Here is an 18,025-nt window from a genome sequence, read left to right as displayed (position 1 = left end):
AACCCGGCTTAGCTTATTTGCCAAAGCATAATAAAGAATAATATATGTAAGAAAATAGATATAAAAAAAGCCCAACTGAGTTGGGCTTTTTTTATATCTACTATTTGCTCAAAAACATTTTAAGCGTTTTACTTTTTCTCAGGCTTAAAGCTATCTTTCAAATCGAGAATGCGGTTAAACACTGGTTTTTCAGGTGAATGATCATGTTGATCAGCAACAAAATAACCCTCACGTTCAAACTGGAAACGATCTTCAGGACTCGCTTGTGCCAAAGCAGGTTCAATGACAGCTTCTAACACTTTCATCGAATCTGGATTTAAGTTTGCCAAGAAATCATCACCTGTTTCAGGATCTGCTTCTGTGAACAAACGATCATAAATACGTACTTCAGCAGGAATACCTTTAGTCGCAGATACCCAGTGAATTACGCCCTTAACTTTACGACCTTCAGGATTTTTACCCAAAGTTTCAGGGTCAATCGAACATTTCAGCTCAACCACTTCACCATTAGCATCTTTAATGACTTCATCACATTTAATAACGTAAGCATGGCGTAAACGCACTTCACCATCAGGAATTAAACGTTTAAAACCTTTCGGTGGTACTTCTTCGAAGTCTTTACGATCAATATAGATTTCCTTAGTTAAAGGAATCACACGGTCACCCATATCCACGTTTGGATGGCGAGCGTGGTTAAGATCCATATCTTCTGGCAAATTGGTTAAAGTCACTTTAAGTGGACTTAAAACAGCCATACCACGCGCAGCTGTATTTTCTAAAGATTGACGAATACAGAACTCAAGCATTGCAACATCTACAATACCATCAGTTTTTGACACACCAACACGCTTACAGAAATCGCGTAAACCTTCTGGTGTAAAACCTCGACGACGCATTCCCACTACTGTTGGCATACGTGGGTCATCCCAACCATTCACATGACCACCTTCCACCAATTTACGTAATTTACGTTTTGATGTAATGGTGTAATCCACGTTTAAACGTGAAGATTCATACTGATGTGGAACCGCTTGAGATTTTACTTTTTCTACAATCCAGTCATAAAACGGACGATGATCTTGGAACTCTAATGTACAAAGCGAATGAGTAATCCCCTCGATCGCATCAGACAATGGATGAGCATAGTCATACATTGGATAGATTTTCCATTTATCACCTGTCTGGTGATGTTCTGAATGCAATACGCGATATAAAATTGGGTCACGCATGTGTACATTTGGGCTTGCCATATCAATTTTGGCACGTAAAACAGCTCCACCCTCTTTAAATTCGCCACTACGCATTTTTTCAAAACGCGCGAGGTTCTCTTCAACAGATGAATCACGGTATGGTGAATTTTTACCAGGTTCAACAAAATTACCGCGGTTTAACTTAATTTCTTCTGGAGATTGTAAATCTACATAAGCATCGCCTTGCTCAATGAGTTGAACAGCCCATGCATATAATTGATCAAAATAACCCGATGCATAGCGCGGCTCACCATTCCAGTTAAAACCAAGCCATTTCACATCATTAGCAATACCGTCAACATACTCTTGTTCTTCAGCATCAGGGTTTGTATCGTCAAAACGTAAATTACATAAACCATTAAACTCTTCAGCCACACCAAAGTTTAAGCAAATCGCTTTTACATGGCCAATATGTAAATAACCATTTGGTTCTGGTGGAAAACGCGTTACGATCTGCTTTGCACGACCAGCAGCCAAGTCTTCAGTAATAACTTGGCGAACAAAATCTAAGCCAGCCTGTTGTTCTTGCTGCACAGAATCGACAGAGGCATGAGTATTCGGTGTCGGGTTATTTGGCAGGCTCGAGACAACATCATTAGGCTTCATAGTGTATCAATCACTTCTTTGTAGATAAAATTTCGAAAAATTTAAACGCTATCTTCATTTTTAACAAAGATTTTAACGTTTTTTACTTGCCTTGTAGTTTACAGTTTGCTTATGCTTCTCTCAACCAAAAACCCATGGTCATAAGCCCATGTTTAGGAGATTAATGTAATGAGTTTTCCTCAAGTCGAATTAAACACCAATAAAGGTCGTATTGTTCTTGAACTGAATGCTGAAAAAGCGCCTAAAACAGTAGCAAACTTTTTAGAATATGTACGTGACGGTTTTTATGACGGCGTTATTTTCCACCGCGTCATTGATGGTTTCATGATCCAAGGTGGCGGTATGGATGAAAACTTCAAAGAAAAAGCGACACGTGATTCAATTGAAAATGAAGCTGATAACGGTTTAAGTAACGATGAAGGTACAGTTGCAATGGCACGTACTCAAGCTCCTCACTCAGCATCTGCTCAATTCTTTATCAACGTGAAGAATAACTCTTTCTTGAACCATACCTCTAAAACTGCTCAAGGTTGGGGTTATGCTGTATTTGGTAAAGTTGTTGAAGGTTTAGACATTGTTGAAGCGATCAAAGGTGTTCGCACTGGCAACCGCGGTTACCACGCTGACGTTCCTTTAGAAAATGTTGTAATCGAATCTGCTAAAATTATTTCTGAATAATTTTAGGATAAAGCTGTGACTTATCTGTTTATCTCAGATTTACATTTGTCACCTGAACACCCTCGACTCGTTCGAGGGTTTTTAGACTTATTGGTGCATTACCAACATAAAAATACTCAACTCTACATTTTAGGTGACTGGTTTAATGCCTGGATTGGAGATGACTATTCAGCACCATGGCTCGATGAAATTGTTGAGGCCTTAAAAGACTTTAACAACAAAGGAAATCGGGTTTATTTTCAAGTCGGTAACCGTGATTTTGCGCTTAATCAAGTTTTCCTCAATAAATTTAATGGCGTCTTACTCCCTGACATTTATTCCCTCAATATTGCAGGATATCAATATCGTCTAGAACACGGCGATGCACTATGCACAGACGACGTTTCCTATCAAAGATTTAAAAAAATTATTCGAAATCCACTCTTAGTCGCTCTTTTACGCCAAACCCCACTCAGTTTTCGTACAAAGCTTGTTAATGGCTTTCGCAAAAGAAGCTCCGCTGATAAACAGCAAAAAAGCTATGAAATCATGGATGTGAATGAACAAGCTGTTATTTCTGCCTTAGCAAATGTAGACAAATTGATTCATGGGCATACTCACCGCCCTTCAATTCATCAGGTACAAGCTAAACAACGAATTGTTCTTGGCGATTGGCGTGAAGATCAGGCTTATATTTTGGAAATTGATCCATCTTCAAATACACAACAGCTCGAATTGATTGTCTGGAATTATTAGCTAGAAATTAATCACTTTTTATTTGAACTTTCAATTCTTTAATTTTTTTATTTAAATCAGAATCTTGAATCACACACATACTGGCAATAAATATAAATTTCCAGCTTATATGTGCATGATCGTGATACTCAATGTATAAAATAAGAAGACTCAATACAAATACAAGAATGATAAAGGCTTTAACAATTCTAATTTCTCGCAGCTTACTCTTTGCATCTGTTGGCATTAAATCAATCATTTTCAATAGATTACTAAAACTTTACATAAGAGTATTATATTTCTTTATCAAATTACATAGGAAATGTTTTTGAATAAAATAGCGTATGATGGCAAAGATTGAATTCTCTCAATTGCCATAAGATTGATATGGAGCACACCTATGGACCTATTGAATTCTGTTAAAAGTCGCTATACCACAAAAGCGTATGATTCTGAAAAGAAAATTCCCCAAGAAAAAATTAATAAACTATTAGAAATTTTACGTTTTTCCCCTTCTTCAGTGAATATACAGCCTTGGCATTTCTTAGTTGCAGACAATCTTGCAGCTAAAGAACGAATTGCAAAAGCCTTAACAGGAAAATATGCCTACAACGCTCCCAAGGTACTCGAGTCATCACACACACTTATATTCTGTACAAGAACAGATATTTCAGCTGAATACTTAAATCAATTGCTTGAACAAGATGATTTGAGCGGTCGTTTTAAAGATGAAAAAGCTAAATTAGGCCAAAAAGATACTCGCCATGGCTATGTTGAGTTCTATCGGAATGAACAGAAAAATTTATTTGGCTGGATGGAAAATCAAACATTCATTGCTCTGGGGCAACTACTTTTTGCTGCTGGCTTAGAAGGAATTGATGCAACTCCAATGGGCGGGTTTGATGAAGATATTTTAAATACTGAGTTAGGTTTAACTGAAAAAGGCCTGCGTAGTTCAGTCATTGTTTCTCTAGGTTATCGCAGTGAAAACGATTTCAATGCCAAACTACCTAAATCACGCCTACCAGATGAAGTTATTTTTACCTATTTATAAAATTCGAATAGTTCAAGAGATTCAACTCTCTTGAACTACAAACTCATTGCCCGAGCTAAACAAAGTACGCCACTTATCCCAAATAAAATACCCAAAGTGGTAGGCCATTTTAATTTTTCTTTATATAAAATAACGCCACTTGCAATTCCTAATAACACAACAAGAATATTCATGCTTGCAAAAACAATCGCAGGCGAATCCTTTAAAAGAATATGAGCTTTTACATATAAAGCGATATTTAAAAAATTAAGTACACCTAATATCAACCCTGCTATAGCGCTTTTAAGCTGCCATTTTTGGGTTTTCTGCACCAATAAATAGGCAATTGATAATATAAAAGATGTAATAAAAATAAGGTTTAAAGTCAGTGTAAATTGAAGACCTAAACTACTCGTATATTTTAAGAGAATGTCTACCGCGGCATATCCACACCAAACACTTAATAAAGCAAAAATTGCTTTTCGAGATTGAGGATTTGAAGAGGTATTCATTTGTCCAAAGAGAACGAGTAAAACAGCAAAAATTCCTAAACCTATGCCCCATAGTTTTAATGCATTAAATTGTTCATTAAAAAAGAAATAAGCTGCGAGTAAAGAAAGTACGATGGAAAGCCGTTGTGCAACCTCAGTTTTAACAATTCCTGCATATTCTAATGATTTAGCTAAACACAGAAAAATACTGGGCAAAATCAATCCTAATGCAACAATTAACCACCAAGGCGTTTTTTGTATTGAAATATGTTGAATATCAGGCTGAAACCACCAAAAGCAAAGAAGACTCGCGCTCGCATAGTTCCATGCAATCATTTGTAGCGGCTGGTAGCCTTTTTTCTTTAAGTTTTTTAATAGGATAGATACCAAAACGCTACTTAAAGCAGCAGCTAATATTAATAGCATCGATTAGAACTCTATTTATTTAATATATTATTCATCATGGTCAAATCATTAACTTCGATGAATTAAATATTTTGAATTAACTTTTAAATAAGCATAAAAAAACCAGTCATTATCTGACTGGTTTTTTTTAGATTTCAATTAACGATTATTTTCGTCTTCTTGACCATCTTCAAATTTAGTGTCGTTGTCAAAACCACCTTGATGACCACCGAAGCCGCCTTGACCACCGAAACCACCGCCTTGACCACCGAAGCCACCTTGACCGCCGAAGCCGCCACCTTGACCACCGCCGAAGCCGCCTTGACCGCCGAAGCCGCCTTGAGCGCCACCGAAGCCACCTTGAGCACCACCAAAGCCACCGCCTTGACCGCCACCGAAGCCACCAGTAGGTTGACCACCAAAACCACCTTGTGTGCCGCCTTGTGCTGGGAAGCCTGTACCTTGTGCGCCTGCTGGGCGTGGGTTACGTGCTGGAACAACAGTTGAAATCGCGTGTTTGTAAACCATTTGACTTACAGTATTTTTTAATAAAACAACATATTGGTCAAATGATTCAATATGACCCTGTAATTTAATACCGTTAACAAGGAAAATAGAAACAGGGATACGTTCTTTACGGAGAGAATTTAAGAACGGATCTTGTAAAGTTTGACCTTTAGACATTTTTAACTCCAAAAAAAAATTTTTAAATCAGCGCAAAAAAACTATCTTTATTTTTAAACTAAAAATTATAAAAAGACAGTGTGCAAATTTTGCTTTATCCATAAGAGTTTCGCAAGTCTTCTTTCGCCTGCTTTATCGTCAAGTAAGTTTTAAAATCGTGTATTTCTTGCAAAGAACGTAACCACGTATATTGACGTTTGGCAAGTTGTCGTGTTGCAAATAAAGCTTTATCCTCCATTTCACGTTTACTTTTGAGACTTAAGTCACTTTTTAATAGAAATTCTAGTGCTTGTCGATAACCTACTGAACGCATTGAGGGTAAATTTTCATCTAAATCGTATTTTTCAATTAGAGCTTCAACTTCACTCAAAAAACCGATATCCCACATTTTGCTTAATCTTTGCTCAATGCGTTGATGTAATTCTACCCGATCTGGCAGTAAAGCATAATTATGAAATATGTATCGATATGGTACGTTTTTGGGTTGTTCTGCCTGCAATTTAGTAATTGGCTCACCTGTAATCTTATAAACTTCTAATGCTCGAATAATCCTTTGCTTATCAGTCACATTAAATTTTATAGCCGCGGCAGGATCGACAGAAACTAATTCATCATAAACAGCCTGCCAACCTTCATTTAAACCCTTTTCTTCAATTGCTGCGCGAACTTGGGCATCAGCGCTCGGCAAATTACTCGATAGACCTTCTAGCAATGCCTTAAAGTACAACATTGTGCCCCCTACCAAGATAGGAGTCTTTCCACGTGAATGCATGTCATCAATTAACTTAGATGCATCTTCAACAAACTGAGCAGCTGAATAAACTTCAAGAGGAGTAATAATATCAATTAAATGATGAGGATAGAGCGCTTGCTCTTCACGAGTTGGTTTAGCCGTGCCGATATCCATATCTTTGTAAACGAGTGCAGAATCAACAGAAATCAGCTCAAAATTTCCACGCTCGTATAATTCACATGCCAAAGCGGTTTTTCCGCTCGCAGTTGGTCCCATTAAATTGATGACGGGCAATTGATTTGACATGTAAAACTACTCTCCTCGAGCAAATAATTTATCTAATTGAGATAATGGAAATGCACGCCAAGTTGGCCGCCCATGATTACATTGGCTCGCAAATTCGGTTTGTTCCATTTGACGAAGTAAAGCATTCATTTCTGAAAGACTGAGTTGTCGATGTGCACGCACTGCCCCATGGCATGCCATTCCAGCTAATAACTCATCTCTTTTTTGAAGTAACCCTTGTGCTTCATCATTAGGGTCTAAATCATTTAAAAGTTCAGGAATAAGATTTTCAAAGTCAGCTTTTTGTAATATGGCAGGCACACCGCGAACAATAACTTGCTCATCCCCATACAAATCAATTTCAAGCCCTAAACGCTCAAGTTGAGGTTTTAGCTCCTCTACCCTCACTGCCTGCATACGACTAATAGAAATGACTTTAGGAATAAGTAACTGCTGAGACGTCCAAAATTCTGGCTTATCCCAAGCATTTTTCATTTGCTGTAATAAAATACGCTCATGCGCTGCATGCATATCAACAATAATAAGACCTTCAGTATTTTGCGATAAAATATAAATTCCATGAAGTTGAGCAATTGCGATACCTAATGGAAATTCATCGACTTTTGTTACTGGTTCAATATCTTCATTTACTGAAAAACTAGCAGGTTGATCACGCAGTGGCGCTAAGTATGTCTTTAACGCATTATTTAACTGAGGTGAACCATTATATTTTGGTGTTTGATCTGCATAGTGAACAGCTTGCGGACGACTAGCGTTAAAATCGGTTAATAACTCTGTTGGTGCGTGCTGAGACTGTGGCTCACTATCTGCATTTAAATTTTCATTTGCTCTGTGCAATGAAAATTGTTCTTGGTATTTCGGCTGTGGCTGTACTGAATAATCTGAGGTTTCATCCACTTTCATCGCTTGAGCTAAATCAGCGCTTGCTGTCTGAAATTGTGCCAGAGTTTCTTTTGCATAATGTCTTACAAACTCATGCACTTCTCTCTGATTTAAAAAACGAATTTCATGTTTTGTAGGGTGAACATTGACATCAATATTTTCAGGATCGACTTCTAAGAAAAGTAGATAAGATGAATGTTGATGACCATGTAAAATACCGTCATATGCCATGCGTAACGCATGCGAAATTGTTTTATCTTTGACAATACGCCCATTTACATAGACATATTGCATATCAGGCTGCGCACGTGCATCAGAAGGATGGCCAAGCCACCCCGATAAACGCATGCTAATACTTTCAGCATCCATCCAATATGCATTTTGTACGAATTGCGAACCTAATAATTGCTGTACCCGCTGAAAACGAAGCTCGCCGCTATCCGCTATAGGTAAATTAATTCTAATATTATCATTATGCTCAAGCACAAAACGTATATCGAAATGTGTTAGGGCCAGACGACGAACAATCTCTTCAATATGACCAAATTCAGTGGTTGGTTTTTTTAAGAATTTACGGCGTGCAGGAACATTAAAAAATAAGTCCTGAACACGGATATGGGTTCCCTTTTGAGCAGCAACAGCTTGTACTTCTTGATGATCAAATGCTGTACCGTTTACTTCAACCTGATGGCCAATACCATTTTCATCTTGGCTACTGGTCAATGTCAATCTTGAAACAGCAGCGATCGAAGCAAGTGCTTCCCCACGAAATCCTAAACTTACAATAGCGTGTAAATCTTCTGCCGTTTTAATTTTACTTGTGGCATGACGCATGACCGCTAATGCTAAATCTTCAGAATGAATGCCATGCCCATTATCAATAATTTCGATTAGGGTCGAACCACCTTGAGCAATCCGCACAATCAGCTCAGTTGCACCCGCATCAATGGAGTTTTCTAATAATTCTTTAACAACAGATGAAGGACGCTCAATCACCTCACCAGCAGCAATCTGGTTGGCTAACGCTGCGTCTAATGTATGGATACGACGTTGTGTTAGCTTTTCATCAGTCATGAAGCTGTTCCTGCAAAGTCTGATACAAATGTTCTGTGGGTAAAGTTAAGGTTACTAAACGGCTCAACTCATCATCTGACTTTTGAATATCAATAATGATATCGGCTTCTGGAATTTCATCGCCACCTTTTGAAGGCCATTCAAATAAAAATAATGCATCTGTGATATCTAAATAATCACGGATTCCCATTAATTCAAGCTCGTAGGGGTCGTTCAAACGGTATAAGTCAAAATGAAAAATTTCTTTATCATTAATTTTATATGGCTCAACGAGTGTATAGGTTGGGCTTTTAACAGAGCCTTTGTGACCCAAAGCATGTAAGAAATAGCGCGTAAGTGTGGTTTTACCCGCACCTAAATCTCCAATTAAATAAATCACACCCGACTGCACATGCTGCGCCAAAGCTTGAGCTAAACGCTCAGTATCTTCTTCATGATTTAAGACCAATTTCAATGAATACGACATAGCACACATAACATGATTCGAAATAATCGATATGATAACATTGCCCTGCCTTAAAAGCCTACTCAAGCCCTAGAAGTTGGCTTTTTTTATATCAATTCTCTTACATATTTACACTTTTTTATGTCTAGTCCGAACGATTTTTTGCCACCTATGATTGATGGTGTAAGCGCAAGCCAAGTCTATCTTCCTGCACAAACAAATACTCAAACTATTTATGAGTATCTATGCCAACATTTCCAACATATTAAAGTGCAAGAGTGGCAACAACGCTTTCAAGATGGGCTTATTTATGGGGCTAATGGACAAAAATTAACATTAGATAGTCCATATCAAAGCAATACGCATATTTTTTATTATCGATTTCTGGCCTACGAACCACATGTTCCTTTCGAACATCGGATTTTATTTGAAAATGATGATTTACTTGTGGTCGATAAACCCCATTTTCTAACGATTAGCCCGACTGGACAATATGTTCAAGAAACGCTTTTAGTCCGACTAAAAAAGCAAACAGACAATGAATTTTTAACGCCCATACATCGATTAGACCGTGAAACTGCTGGCGTTGTTCTATTTTGCAAACGGGTTGAGTCGCGTGGTGCTTACCAACAGTTATTTGCAGAGCGCCAAGTCAATAAAATTTATCATGCTATCGCACCGTATAAAAAAGAATTAAAACTTCCCCAAACATTACATTTGCATTTAGATAAAGGTACTCCTTTTTACACCATGCAAGTTGTGGCAAATGCTAAAGCAAATACCCAAACCTATATTGAGCTTATCGAACACAATCAAACTTGGGCAAAATATCGTTTAACACCGACAACAGGTAAGCAACATCAACTTCGTGTACATCTTAGCTATTTAGAAATTCCGATTAAAAATGATCCGTTTTATCCGATAGTTCAGCACAAGGCTGAAGATGATTTCTCAGAACCCTTACAGCTTCTGGCTAAGCATATTTCATTTATAGATCCACTAACAAAAGAGGGAATGTCTTTTAAATCTGAGTTTGAATTGACATTGTAATGTAACCGTAATTACAAAAAGATTATTTTTTATGCCAAAAAGCATTGAAATTACATTGCGATGGTTTAAAATAAATTCCTAAAAATTAAAATCATTTGGTTTTATTATTCATGCGAAAAACAGAAGTTTATCAGGTTCGACTTGACTCCCAAGAGAAAAAGCAGGCTTTCGCTGTTTTTAAACAATTGGGAATTACCCCTGCCCAAGCGGTACGACTTTTTTTTAAACAGGTCGTATTAACTAAATCTATTCCGTTTGCGATCGAAAATCAGACGATCAATATGGAACAATTATTAAAGCTGAGAAAAGCCAAAGCATCTTCATTGAACCAAAATCCATCAACGTTAGCTGAAGATGATGACCATGAAGATTTATTTGAAGAATTAAATGCTCTTCTTGGTGAAAGCGACAAAATTTAACACTGTTGCATTTATAAACAAGTTTTAACGTCAAAAAGCTCTTTTTTTCGTTATGCTCTCTTTGTAAAAACATAATGATAAATTACAAGGAGCGCCAAATGATCGTTAGACGAGCGACTTTTGAAGATTTAGAGCAACTCGCCGTTTTATTTGATGAATACCGCCAATTTTATGGGGCCTCTTCTAATTTTAATGAATCATTTCACTTTCTCAAACAGCGTTTTGAGAATAGAGAAAGTGTGTTCTTCATTCATATTAAAGACGATAAAATCACAGGTTTTATTTTACTCTATTTAGGTTTTTCTTCAGTTGCTTGCTCAACTTACTATATCTTAGATGATGTATATGTTACGCCCGTTTTCCGTCGTCAGGGTTCGGCTAAACAGCTAATCGATACAGCAATCTTATTTGCAAAACAAGAGAATGCTTTGCGGATTAGTTTGGAAACTCAAGGCAACAACCATGAATCTCATCGCTTATATGAAAAAATGGGATTCATTCGAGATAGTGAGTTCCAAACTTTCCATTGCTTTCTTAAGTAAGATTTTGAGCGAGATGTTTTTGCTCTTTAGATAAATAAATCCATTCTCCATCTGCTATTTCCGGTAAAACCAATTGACCTACTTGATGGCGATGTAATGCTTCTACTTTATTTCCTACAGCAGCAATCATTCTTTTGACTTGGTGATAAACACCTTGATGAATGGTCATAGTTAATTGATGAGTTTCTAATATCTCTACATCCGTTGCAGCAAAGACACCTTTTTCTTGATGCAAGCTCACACCTTGACCTAACATTTCAATTTGCTCAGGCGTGACAGGATCGATGGTCGTAACATGATAAACCTTTGGAACATGTTTACGGGGATGAGTTAAAGCTTGAAGATATTTACCATCATCAGTAAGTAAAAGTAAGCCTGTTGTATCTTGATCTAAACGGCCAATAGCTTGCACACCACGTTGAATCATGATTTCTGGTAAAAGGCTAAATACGCTTTGATGATGGTGGGGCTGATGTGAACATTCAAAACCTTTTGGCTTTTTTAAAGCAATATAAACCTTTTCTCGATATTGATAAGTTTGCCCAAAAAGAGAAAACTCTAAATTTTCAGGAGAGAATTGCTTTTTAAGATCATCTGCAACCTCCCCATCAATACTTACAGATCCGTTTTTTATTAACTGCTGACAATATTTACGTGAACCAAACCCTTGTGATTGTAAAATTTTTTCCAGCAGCATGAAGTTTTCTCATTAGAACTAAGCTGTTATTTTAACGTAGTTTCCACTTTTTATTAAACACTACGAGCAGCTCTTTGCATCTACTTGGTTCTACTCGCTTTCTACTATTCAACTACCCGATAAATATTTTCGTTTTGTTCACTTTCAAATAATAATTCGGTAGTAGGCAAAATTATTTCATTATCAACAATAATATGTTCAATACGCTGGCTCAGCTTTAACGATTCATTTTCATGTTCCACTAAATTTTTCTTTAGTTGCGCTTTTGCATCATGAATCTGATCAAACTGATCTTTAATTTTGATATCTATAATATCCATACAATTATCCTGTACTCATGAGTAATGACTATTTTTATATCACAACTTTAAAAAAATAAAATTTTTAACTTGTTAATTTATATAACATTGTTTCCAAGCGTAACCAGAAATTAAAACTCTTTATCATTGAGCGATATACAGTGAATTTTTATTAAAAATAAGATCTGAAATCGGCTATATCTTTTAAAGCGTTCACATTACTGGTCTTAAATATTATACAATTCCATTTATTTACTTCCTCTGCACTCCCCATGCTTGCCCAATTTGATGTTAATTTAGTTGTTCTACTCGTTCTGTTGATCTGCGGCTTATTAAGTCAAAATGCAGCTGTAACGATTGCAGCCGGTGTGCTCATTGTCGTTAAAATTACGCCATTAAACGAGTTTTTCCCCTATATTCAAGCTCACGGTCTTAATTTAGGAATTCTTATTTTAACGATTGGCGTACTTACTCCCATTGCCAGTGGGAAGCTCAGTGGAGAAACTATTTTAAAGTCATTTGTTAGTTTTAAGTCGCTTTTAGCTATCGCAATTGGCCTATTAGTCGCTTGGTTGGGTGGTCGTGGCGTCAAACTAATGTCGAGCCAACCTGATGTTGTTGCAGGCTTACTCATTGGTACGGTTGCTGGTGTAGCTTTACTCCGTGGTGTACCAGTCGGCCCTCTTATTGCAGCAGGCTTACTCTCTTTATTTATTGGTAAATAAGAAGTCGATATAAAAAAGGTGCAATTAAGCACCTTTTTAACACTTAGGCTAAATTATTTGTTTTAGCCAGAATAATAGGCATTTCGTTTTAAAGAGAATTTTTCTAACTGCTTTAAAAATCCTTCAAAATAACTTTTCTCTTTTTCTTCAGTTCGATAGCCAGCGTACAAAGTTCGTCTTAAGCCTGTAGGTGAAACACAATCTAAACGGCGGCTTGTGACCCAACCCTTTTGTTCATATTCATTTACCACCCAATCAGGTAAAGCAGCAATACCTCGTCCACTTGCAACAAGTTGAATAAGCATTTGGGTTAAATCTGTTGTTCGTATTTGCTTAGGCTGAATATTTGCCGGAATGAAAAGTTTCGACATGATATCTAAACGATGCTTATCAACTGGATAAGTAATTAAAACTTCTTCTGCTAACTCTTGAACCGTAATATTTTCAGCACGAACCAATGGATGCGTGTTGGATAGAACCAAACGCGATTCATATTCAAAAATAGGGAAATACTCAATTCCTTTTAATGCAATTGGATCGGCTGTAATAAGCAAATCAAATTCAGCATTTTGTAAAAGCTCATGTGGATTCGCTTCAAATCCAGAAGCAAAGTCTAAATCAACATCTGGGTATTGATGTCGATATTGATTCAATAACGGCATTAACCAGTCAAAGCAACTATGACATTCAGATGAAAAGATAATTCTGCCAGTCTGTCCATGCACAATACGAGTAATATCACTATGTGTAATCTGAATTTGAGGTAAAACATCATCGGCTAACTTAAGTAAGCGTTGCCCAACATTAGAAAAGCTAACAGGCCGGCTACGTCGATTCACCACCTCTACCCCATACCAATGATCTAATTCTTTTAATTGGTGAGAGATAGCCGAGGGTGTTAAACAAAGATCATTCGCAGCAGAAACTAATGAACCATGTTCACGTAAGGCAACTAAGGTTTTAAGGTGACGAATTTCTAACATAGGTCCACGCTTGAAAAGTAGATTTATCTATAGATGTTTTAATCTCATATTTGTTTTTTCAAAAAATAGAGCAACTTTAGATAAATTCTTGCTAATGAATACTATTCATCTTATCACAAAATTAGTTAGCCAACTTCAACATGAATTTTATTTTATTATGTGATGAATTTTTGTAATTTTAAAATTGAAATAGAGCATTATGATATTGAACATGTTTTGCCCCCTCTAATTAAAATTAGACCCGAATCGGATCTAATTTTAATTAGAGGCTAAAAGTTACTGTGTAACCACATTTAAGCTAACAATTGTATAGCTTTGATTTTTAGGTTTTAACTTCAAATTTAGTGGTGCAGTTACTTCTATTAAATACTCACCAACTTTTGGAAATTTAAGCTCAACTTGCCCATTATTATCCGCCTTAAATGGTTGTACTTGTTTATCAGTTGCACCTTTTTCTCTCAAAATAACTTCAGCATAAGCTAAAGGTTGCCCTTTTTCAGTTATAGCTAATTTAACAGGTTGAGCAGCTTTAATCTGGTTTGGGTGCACAGAAAAACTAACTTTAATCGGTGTATTGGGAAGTTGAATATCTGAAACTTTCCCTTTTGAAAGATAACTCTGCAATATCCACTCACGTGTTACTTGTTCTATTTTGATTGTTTTTGTTTTAAGGTCAGCCGGAATTAAATATTCACGTTCTGCTTTCGGTGGAGCTTTATCAGCTGACATATCAAAAAATAGATGCCATACTTTTTGGTCATATACATATTTTAAAGGATAACTCGCCTGAGTTTGAACAATGTATGTGCCTTCTTCAGGTAGATCTACATCAAAAACAGTTACAGACTTATGCACACCTTCGGAGTTGAGGGTTTTAAGCTCATTTTTAGGTGTAATTACAGTAAGCTTAGCATCCTTTAAAGCATATTCACTATTTAATGCTTCTTCAGCATAACCAGCAATTACAGGTACTTGAGTCTGTTCAGTTTTATAAGCTACAGGCGCTACATAAGGTTCGTGAGCAAAGCTATAACTAGATGCTAATGCGAGAGAAAGCACTAAAAATTTATTCATTATTACAAAATCCTGTTGTACACCAAGGTAAAAGTTTTCAGACAAAATATAAGCAAATACAGTATACACAAATAAAAATAATTCTTATTATCATTCGTTATTTTTTATTATTTATAGATCAAAACCTAAAAATTTAAATTTACTTCATTTGAATATGTAATGCTTATCTCAATATTTTAGTTTTTTATTATTCTGTTCTCTTTTCCCTTATACTTCTCTTTTTTGAGTTTCCCCTTAACTTATTATGCCGTCCCCGCAATCTCCTCTTTCTACACATCAACACTATTCACTCTTTTTAGCAATTTTTTCACTCGCTGTAGGTGGTTTTTGTATTGGAACCACTGAATTCGTCGCAATGGGACTGATTCAAGAAATTGCAAATAACTTAAATATTACCGTACCTGAAGCTGGCCACTTTATTAGTGCCTACGCATTAGGCGTAGTTATTGGCGCTCCTATCATTGCTATTCTTGGAGCCAAAGTTCCGAGAAAAACTTTATTACTCGGCTTAATGCTTTTTTATGGCGTAGCCAATGCCTTTACCGCTTTAGCTCATACCCCCGAAACTGTTTTAATCTCACGTTTCATTGCAGGTTTACCACACGGAGCATATTTTGGAGTTGGTGCATTAGTTGCAGCAGAACTCGCTGGCCCATCAAGAAGAGCCTCTGCGGTTGCCCAAATGATGATGGGTCTTACAGTCGCAACTGTAATTGGCGTTCCTCTCGCGACGTGGTTAGGCCAAAATTTTGGCTGGAGAGCTGGTTTTGAGTTTTCAGCAATCTTTGCTTTCGTCACTTTAATTGCTGTTGGCTTTTTTGTACCCAATATTCCAGTCCAAGCTACTGCCAGTATAAAAACAGAGTTAGCTGGTCTTAAAAATATCAACATGTGGCTAACACTAGCGGTAGGCGCTATCGGTTTTGGAGGCATGTTTTCTGTTTATAGCTATGTTTCACCAATTTTGACTGAATATACAAAAGTTGATATCCAAATTGTCCCTATCGCTTTAGCTATCTGGGGTACTGGTATGGTTATTGGTGGCTTAGCTGCAGGATGGCTTGCAGATAAAAACCTAAACAAAACGATTGTAGGTGTACTCATTAGCTCAGCTGTAGCTTTTGTTGTTGCCAGTTTCTTAATGAGTAATATCTATACTGCAATTGCTTCATTATTTTTAATTGGTCTCACCGTAATGGGATTAGGCGGAGCTTTGCAAACCCGCCTAATGGATGTTGCAGGCGATGCTCAAACATTAGCAGCATCACTGAACCACTCTGCCTTTAATATGGCCAATGCACTAGGTGCATTTTTAGGTGGATGGGTACTCAGTCACCAAATGGGTTGGATCGCGCCAATCTGGGTAGGTTTTGTTTTGAGTCTCGGTGGTCTTATCATTTTACTTATTGCGTTTGCTGTAGAAAAAGCCAGTAAGTAAACTTAATCAGAGAAAATGCTAGCTTATTATTTCTAATCAGTTAGCTTTCCACCACAGTGTGGGCAATAACATTTTCTCTCTCTAACAGACTCTTCTTGCTCTAATACTTTTTCACGCATAATTTGAATAATCAGGTTATGTGCCTGCTCTTTTGGCAAACCTACTTTTTGACGTATTCGTTCTATTTCAGCTTCATCATGTAAAATATCAATACCACGTACTTGAAGTAATTCACGAAACTCTTGCTCTAACCTTTGATTACGCTGGTTAAGTTCATTTGCAAGCCCCGATGCCAAAATACCTGCCGGTAATGCCGCAATGCCAACTCCCAAAATAGTAATGAGTGCCCCCAATAACTTTCCTAAACTGGTCACTGGTGTTACATCGCCATAACCCACTGTAGTTAAAGTAACAACAGCCCACCACATAGATTTAGGTATTGAACTAAAAGCTTCTGGCTGAGCCTTGTTTTCAACCACATAAATTCCAGAAGCAGTCATAATAATCATAATGATTAAAATAAAGATAACTGCCTGAAAAGACCCCTTCTCACGTTTAATCACGCATAACAATATCTGAAGTGAGATAAAATACCGTGTTAATTTTAATAAGCGAAGTAACCGTAAGATTCTGAGCATACGAAGATCAATTCGTACAAAGAAATTGAGATAGGCAGGTAAAATTGCCATTAAATCAATAATTGCTTCTCCGCTTTTCATCCAGTTCAAGCGGATTTTCCACGCAGATTGTGTCGTATCTCGTTCTGCAACACTCCACAATCTTAATAAATATTCAATACTAAAAATTGCAATTGAAGCAACTTCAAAATAGTCAAACCAAACACGATAACTTGTGTACAAATCATTTACTGTTTCTAATAAAACGGCAGCGACGTTGCCAACAATTAAAACAACTAAAAAATAATTAATACATCTACTTACCGTAGTTTCATAGTCATGATTATGAAGATTATTATAGAAAAACTTACGTAATCCCTTCAAAGCTGAATTTTGCATATTGATCTGACCACGTGATATTGAAGATATAGTAAGCTTTCGCTCTCTATTCACCAATATAGTCTTTAATAAATTTTCCTTCACTCACTTCGGTACTTAAAATTTTCACTTTTCCTATTTCAGCTCGCTGCTACACATCGGAATTCATTTTCTTTCCACCACAACACATCATAGATGCCTGGATGTGATTTCAAGATAATATTTATATAATTTTGCAGCACCATAATATGATGGGTAATATCAATTTTTCTAAATAAAAACTTTCTTAAAATAGGTGTGTTTGGCGAAATGAAAATTGCGAATCCATTACTATGTTCTTCATAAACACTTATTCCAAGATACATCGTTATTTCAGGCAATGGAATTTCTATTTGCCATCCCCAGTTTTCACTATACAGTTCTACATTTAAATGATACCTATTTCTCAATATACTAAAAATATATTGTGCAATATCTTCAGTCTTTTGAACTAAAATCCCTC

Annotated in this window: 21 protein-coding genes; 8 read left to right on the top strand and 13 right to left on the bottom strand. The window is 36.7% G+C overall.

Features of this window, described 5'->3' with window-relative positions:
* Positions 1 to 128: 128 nt before the first annotated feature.
* The gene (locus NL42_RS00540; protein WP_461311398.1) at positions 129 to 1,856 is read right to left on the bottom strand and encodes a glutamine--tRNA ligase/YqeY domain fusion protein; all 1,728 of its coding nucleotides are present in this window, start codon (positions 1,854 to 1,856) and stop codon (positions 129 to 131) included.
* A 168-nt stretch (positions 1,857 to 2,024) separates the two neighbouring features.
* Between NL42_RS00540 and NL42_RS00535 the strand changes: the two genes are divergently transcribed.
* Complete coding sequence (locus NL42_RS00535) at positions 2,025 to 2,534, top strand: peptidylprolyl isomerase (protein ID WP_016137752.1); 510 nt, start codon at positions 2,025 to 2,027, stop codon at positions 2,532 to 2,534.
* Between the two features lie 15 nt (positions 2,535 to 2,549).
* On the top strand, positions 2,550 to 3,269 hold the full coding sequence (locus NL42_RS00530) for a UDP-2,3-diacylglucosamine diphosphatase (protein WP_461311397.1): 720 nt from the start codon (positions 2,550 to 2,552) through the stop codon (positions 3,267 to 3,269).
* Positions 3,270 to 3,276: 7 nt separating this feature from the next.
* Here NL42_RS00530 and NL42_RS00525 read toward each other — a convergent pair whose 3' ends face one another.
* Positions 3,277 to 3,507 (bottom strand): hypothetical protein, encoded by a 231-nt coding sequence (locus tag NL42_RS00525; RefSeq protein WP_461311396.1) that lies wholly within the window; start codon positions 3,505 to 3,507, stop codon positions 3,277 to 3,279.
* Between the two features lie 141 nt (positions 3,508 to 3,648).
* Between NL42_RS00525 and nfsB the strand changes: the two genes are divergently transcribed.
* Positions 3,649 to 4,302: an oxygen-insensitive NAD(P)H nitroreductase gene (gene nfsB / locus NL42_RS00520; protein ID WP_461311395.1), complete on the top strand. Its 654-nt coding sequence runs from the start codon at positions 3,649 to 3,651 to the stop codon at positions 4,300 to 4,302.
* 35 nt (positions 4,303 to 4,337) lie between these two features.
* Here the strand turns inward: nfsB and NL42_RS00515 are convergent, their stop codons facing one another.
* The 5 genes from NL42_RS00515 to tsaE all read right to left on the bottom strand — a co-directional run bounded on the left by NL42_RS00515 (position 4,338) and on the right by tsaE (position 9,322).
* Positions 4,338 to 5,198, bottom strand: coding sequence for an EamA family transporter (locus NL42_RS00515; protein ID WP_461311394.1), 861 nt, complete (start codon positions 5,196 to 5,198; stop codon positions 4,338 to 4,340).
* A 138-nt stretch (positions 5,199 to 5,336) separates the two neighbouring features.
* Positions 5,337 to 5,861: an RNA chaperone Hfq gene (gene hfq, locus NL42_RS00510; RefSeq protein ID WP_209831057.1), complete on the bottom strand. Its 525-nt coding sequence runs from the start codon at positions 5,859 to 5,861 to the stop codon at positions 5,337 to 5,339.
* Positions 5,862 to 5,955: 94 nt separating this feature from the next.
* Positions 5,956 to 6,900 (bottom strand): tRNA (adenosine(37)-N6)-dimethylallyltransferase MiaA, encoded by a 945-nt coding sequence (gene miaA, locus NL42_RS00505; RefSeq protein WP_461311393.1) that lies wholly within the window; start codon positions 6,898 to 6,900, stop codon positions 5,956 to 5,958.
* 6 nt (positions 6,901 to 6,906) lie between these two features.
* Positions 6,907 to 8,856 carry a DNA mismatch repair endonuclease MutL gene (gene mutL / locus NL42_RS00500; RefSeq protein ID WP_461311392.1) on the bottom strand — a complete coding sequence of 650 codons (1,950 nt, stop codon included), beginning with the start codon at positions 8,854 to 8,856 and terminating at the stop codon, positions 6,907 to 6,909.
* Positions 8,849 to 9,322, bottom strand: a complete 474-nt coding sequence (gene tsaE, locus NL42_RS00495; protein WP_035366038.1) for a tRNA (adenosine(37)-N6)-threonylcarbamoyltransferase complex ATPase subunit type 1 TsaE — start codon at positions 9,320 to 9,322, stop codon at positions 8,849 to 8,851. Before tsaE ends, mutL begins: the two co-directional genes overlap by 8 nt.
* Before the next feature lie 120 nt (positions 9,323 to 9,442).
* Here tsaE and NL42_RS00490 point away from each other — a divergent pair, with 120 nt between their 5' ends.
* From NL42_RS00490 to NL42_RS00480, 3 genes are all read left to right on the top strand, one after another.
* On the top strand, positions 9,443 to 10,351 hold the full coding sequence (locus NL42_RS00490) for a pseudouridine synthase (RefSeq protein WP_461311391.1): 909 nt from the start codon (positions 9,443 to 9,445) through the stop codon (positions 10,349 to 10,351).
* A gap of 110 nt (positions 10,352 to 10,461) precedes the next feature.
* On the top strand, positions 10,462 to 10,770 hold the full coding sequence (locus tag NL42_RS00485; protein ID WP_016137742.1) for a type II toxin-antitoxin system RelB/DinJ family antitoxin: 309 nt from the start codon (positions 10,462 to 10,464) through the stop codon (positions 10,768 to 10,770).
* 98 nt (positions 10,771 to 10,868) lie between these two features.
* Positions 10,869 to 11,312 carry a GNAT family N-acetyltransferase gene (locus NL42_RS00480; RefSeq protein ID WP_336170251.1) on the top strand — a complete coding sequence of 148 codons (444 nt, stop codon included), beginning with the start codon at positions 10,869 to 10,871 and terminating at the stop codon, positions 11,310 to 11,312.
* Here the strand turns inward: NL42_RS00480 and NL42_RS00475 are convergent.
* On the bottom strand, positions 11,305 to 12,009 hold the full coding sequence (locus tag NL42_RS00475; protein ID WP_461311390.1) for a pseudouridine synthase: 705 nt from the start codon (positions 12,007 to 12,009) through the stop codon (positions 11,305 to 11,307). The genes NL42_RS00480 and NL42_RS00475 overlap by 8 nt on opposite strands.
* A gap of 104 nt (positions 12,010 to 12,113) precedes the next feature.
* Positions 12,114 to 12,329 carry a hypothetical protein gene (locus tag NL42_RS00470; protein WP_461311389.1) on the bottom strand — a complete coding sequence of 72 codons (216 nt, stop codon included), beginning with the start codon at positions 12,327 to 12,329 and terminating at the stop codon, positions 12,114 to 12,116.
* Between the two features lie 251 nt (positions 12,330 to 12,580).
* Here NL42_RS00470 and NL42_RS00465 point away from each other — a divergent pair, with 251 nt between their 5' ends.
* A complete protein-coding gene (locus tag NL42_RS00465) occupies positions 12,581 to 13,033 on the top strand; it encodes a DUF441 domain-containing protein (RefSeq protein WP_461311388.1) in 453 nt (150 codons plus the stop codon).
* Positions 13,034 to 13,095: 62 nt separating this feature from the next.
* Here the strand turns inward: NL42_RS00465 and NL42_RS00460 are convergent, their stop codons facing one another.
* Both NL42_RS00460 and NL42_RS00455 read right to left on the bottom strand, forming a co-directional pair.
* Positions 13,096 to 14,016, bottom strand: a complete 921-nt coding sequence (locus tag NL42_RS00460) for a LysR family transcriptional regulator (RefSeq protein ID WP_016137738.1) — start codon at positions 14,014 to 14,016, stop codon at positions 13,096 to 13,098.
* Between the two features lie 276 nt (positions 14,017 to 14,292).
* Positions 14,293 to 15,090, bottom strand: coding sequence for a DUF4198 domain-containing protein (locus tag NL42_RS00455; protein ID WP_461311387.1), 798 nt, complete (start codon positions 15,088 to 15,090; stop codon positions 14,293 to 14,295).
* Between the two features lie 244 nt (positions 15,091 to 15,334).
* On the opposite strand from NL42_RS00455, the gene NL42_RS00450 reads away from it, so the two are divergent.
* Positions 15,335 to 16,528 (top strand): MFS transporter, encoded by a 1,194-nt coding sequence (locus NL42_RS00450; RefSeq protein ID WP_461311386.1) that lies wholly within the window; start codon positions 15,335 to 15,337, stop codon positions 16,526 to 16,528.
* 32 nt (positions 16,529 to 16,560) lie between these two features.
* On the opposite strand, the gene NL42_RS00445 is transcribed toward NL42_RS00450, so the two are convergent.
* A complete protein-coding gene (locus tag NL42_RS00445; protein ID WP_461311385.1) occupies positions 16,561 to 17,544 on the bottom strand; it encodes an ion transporter in 984 nt (327 codons plus the stop codon).
* A gap of 119 nt (positions 17,545 to 17,663) precedes the next feature.
* The coding region (locus tag NL42_RS00440; RefSeq protein ID WP_461311384.1) for a hypothetical protein at positions 17,664 to 18,025 on the bottom strand (362 nt) is incomplete at its 5' end.

The organism is Acinetobacter sp. GN11, from assembly GCF_054823985.1.
This window is presented reverse-complemented; position numbering and strand designations above follow the sequence as displayed.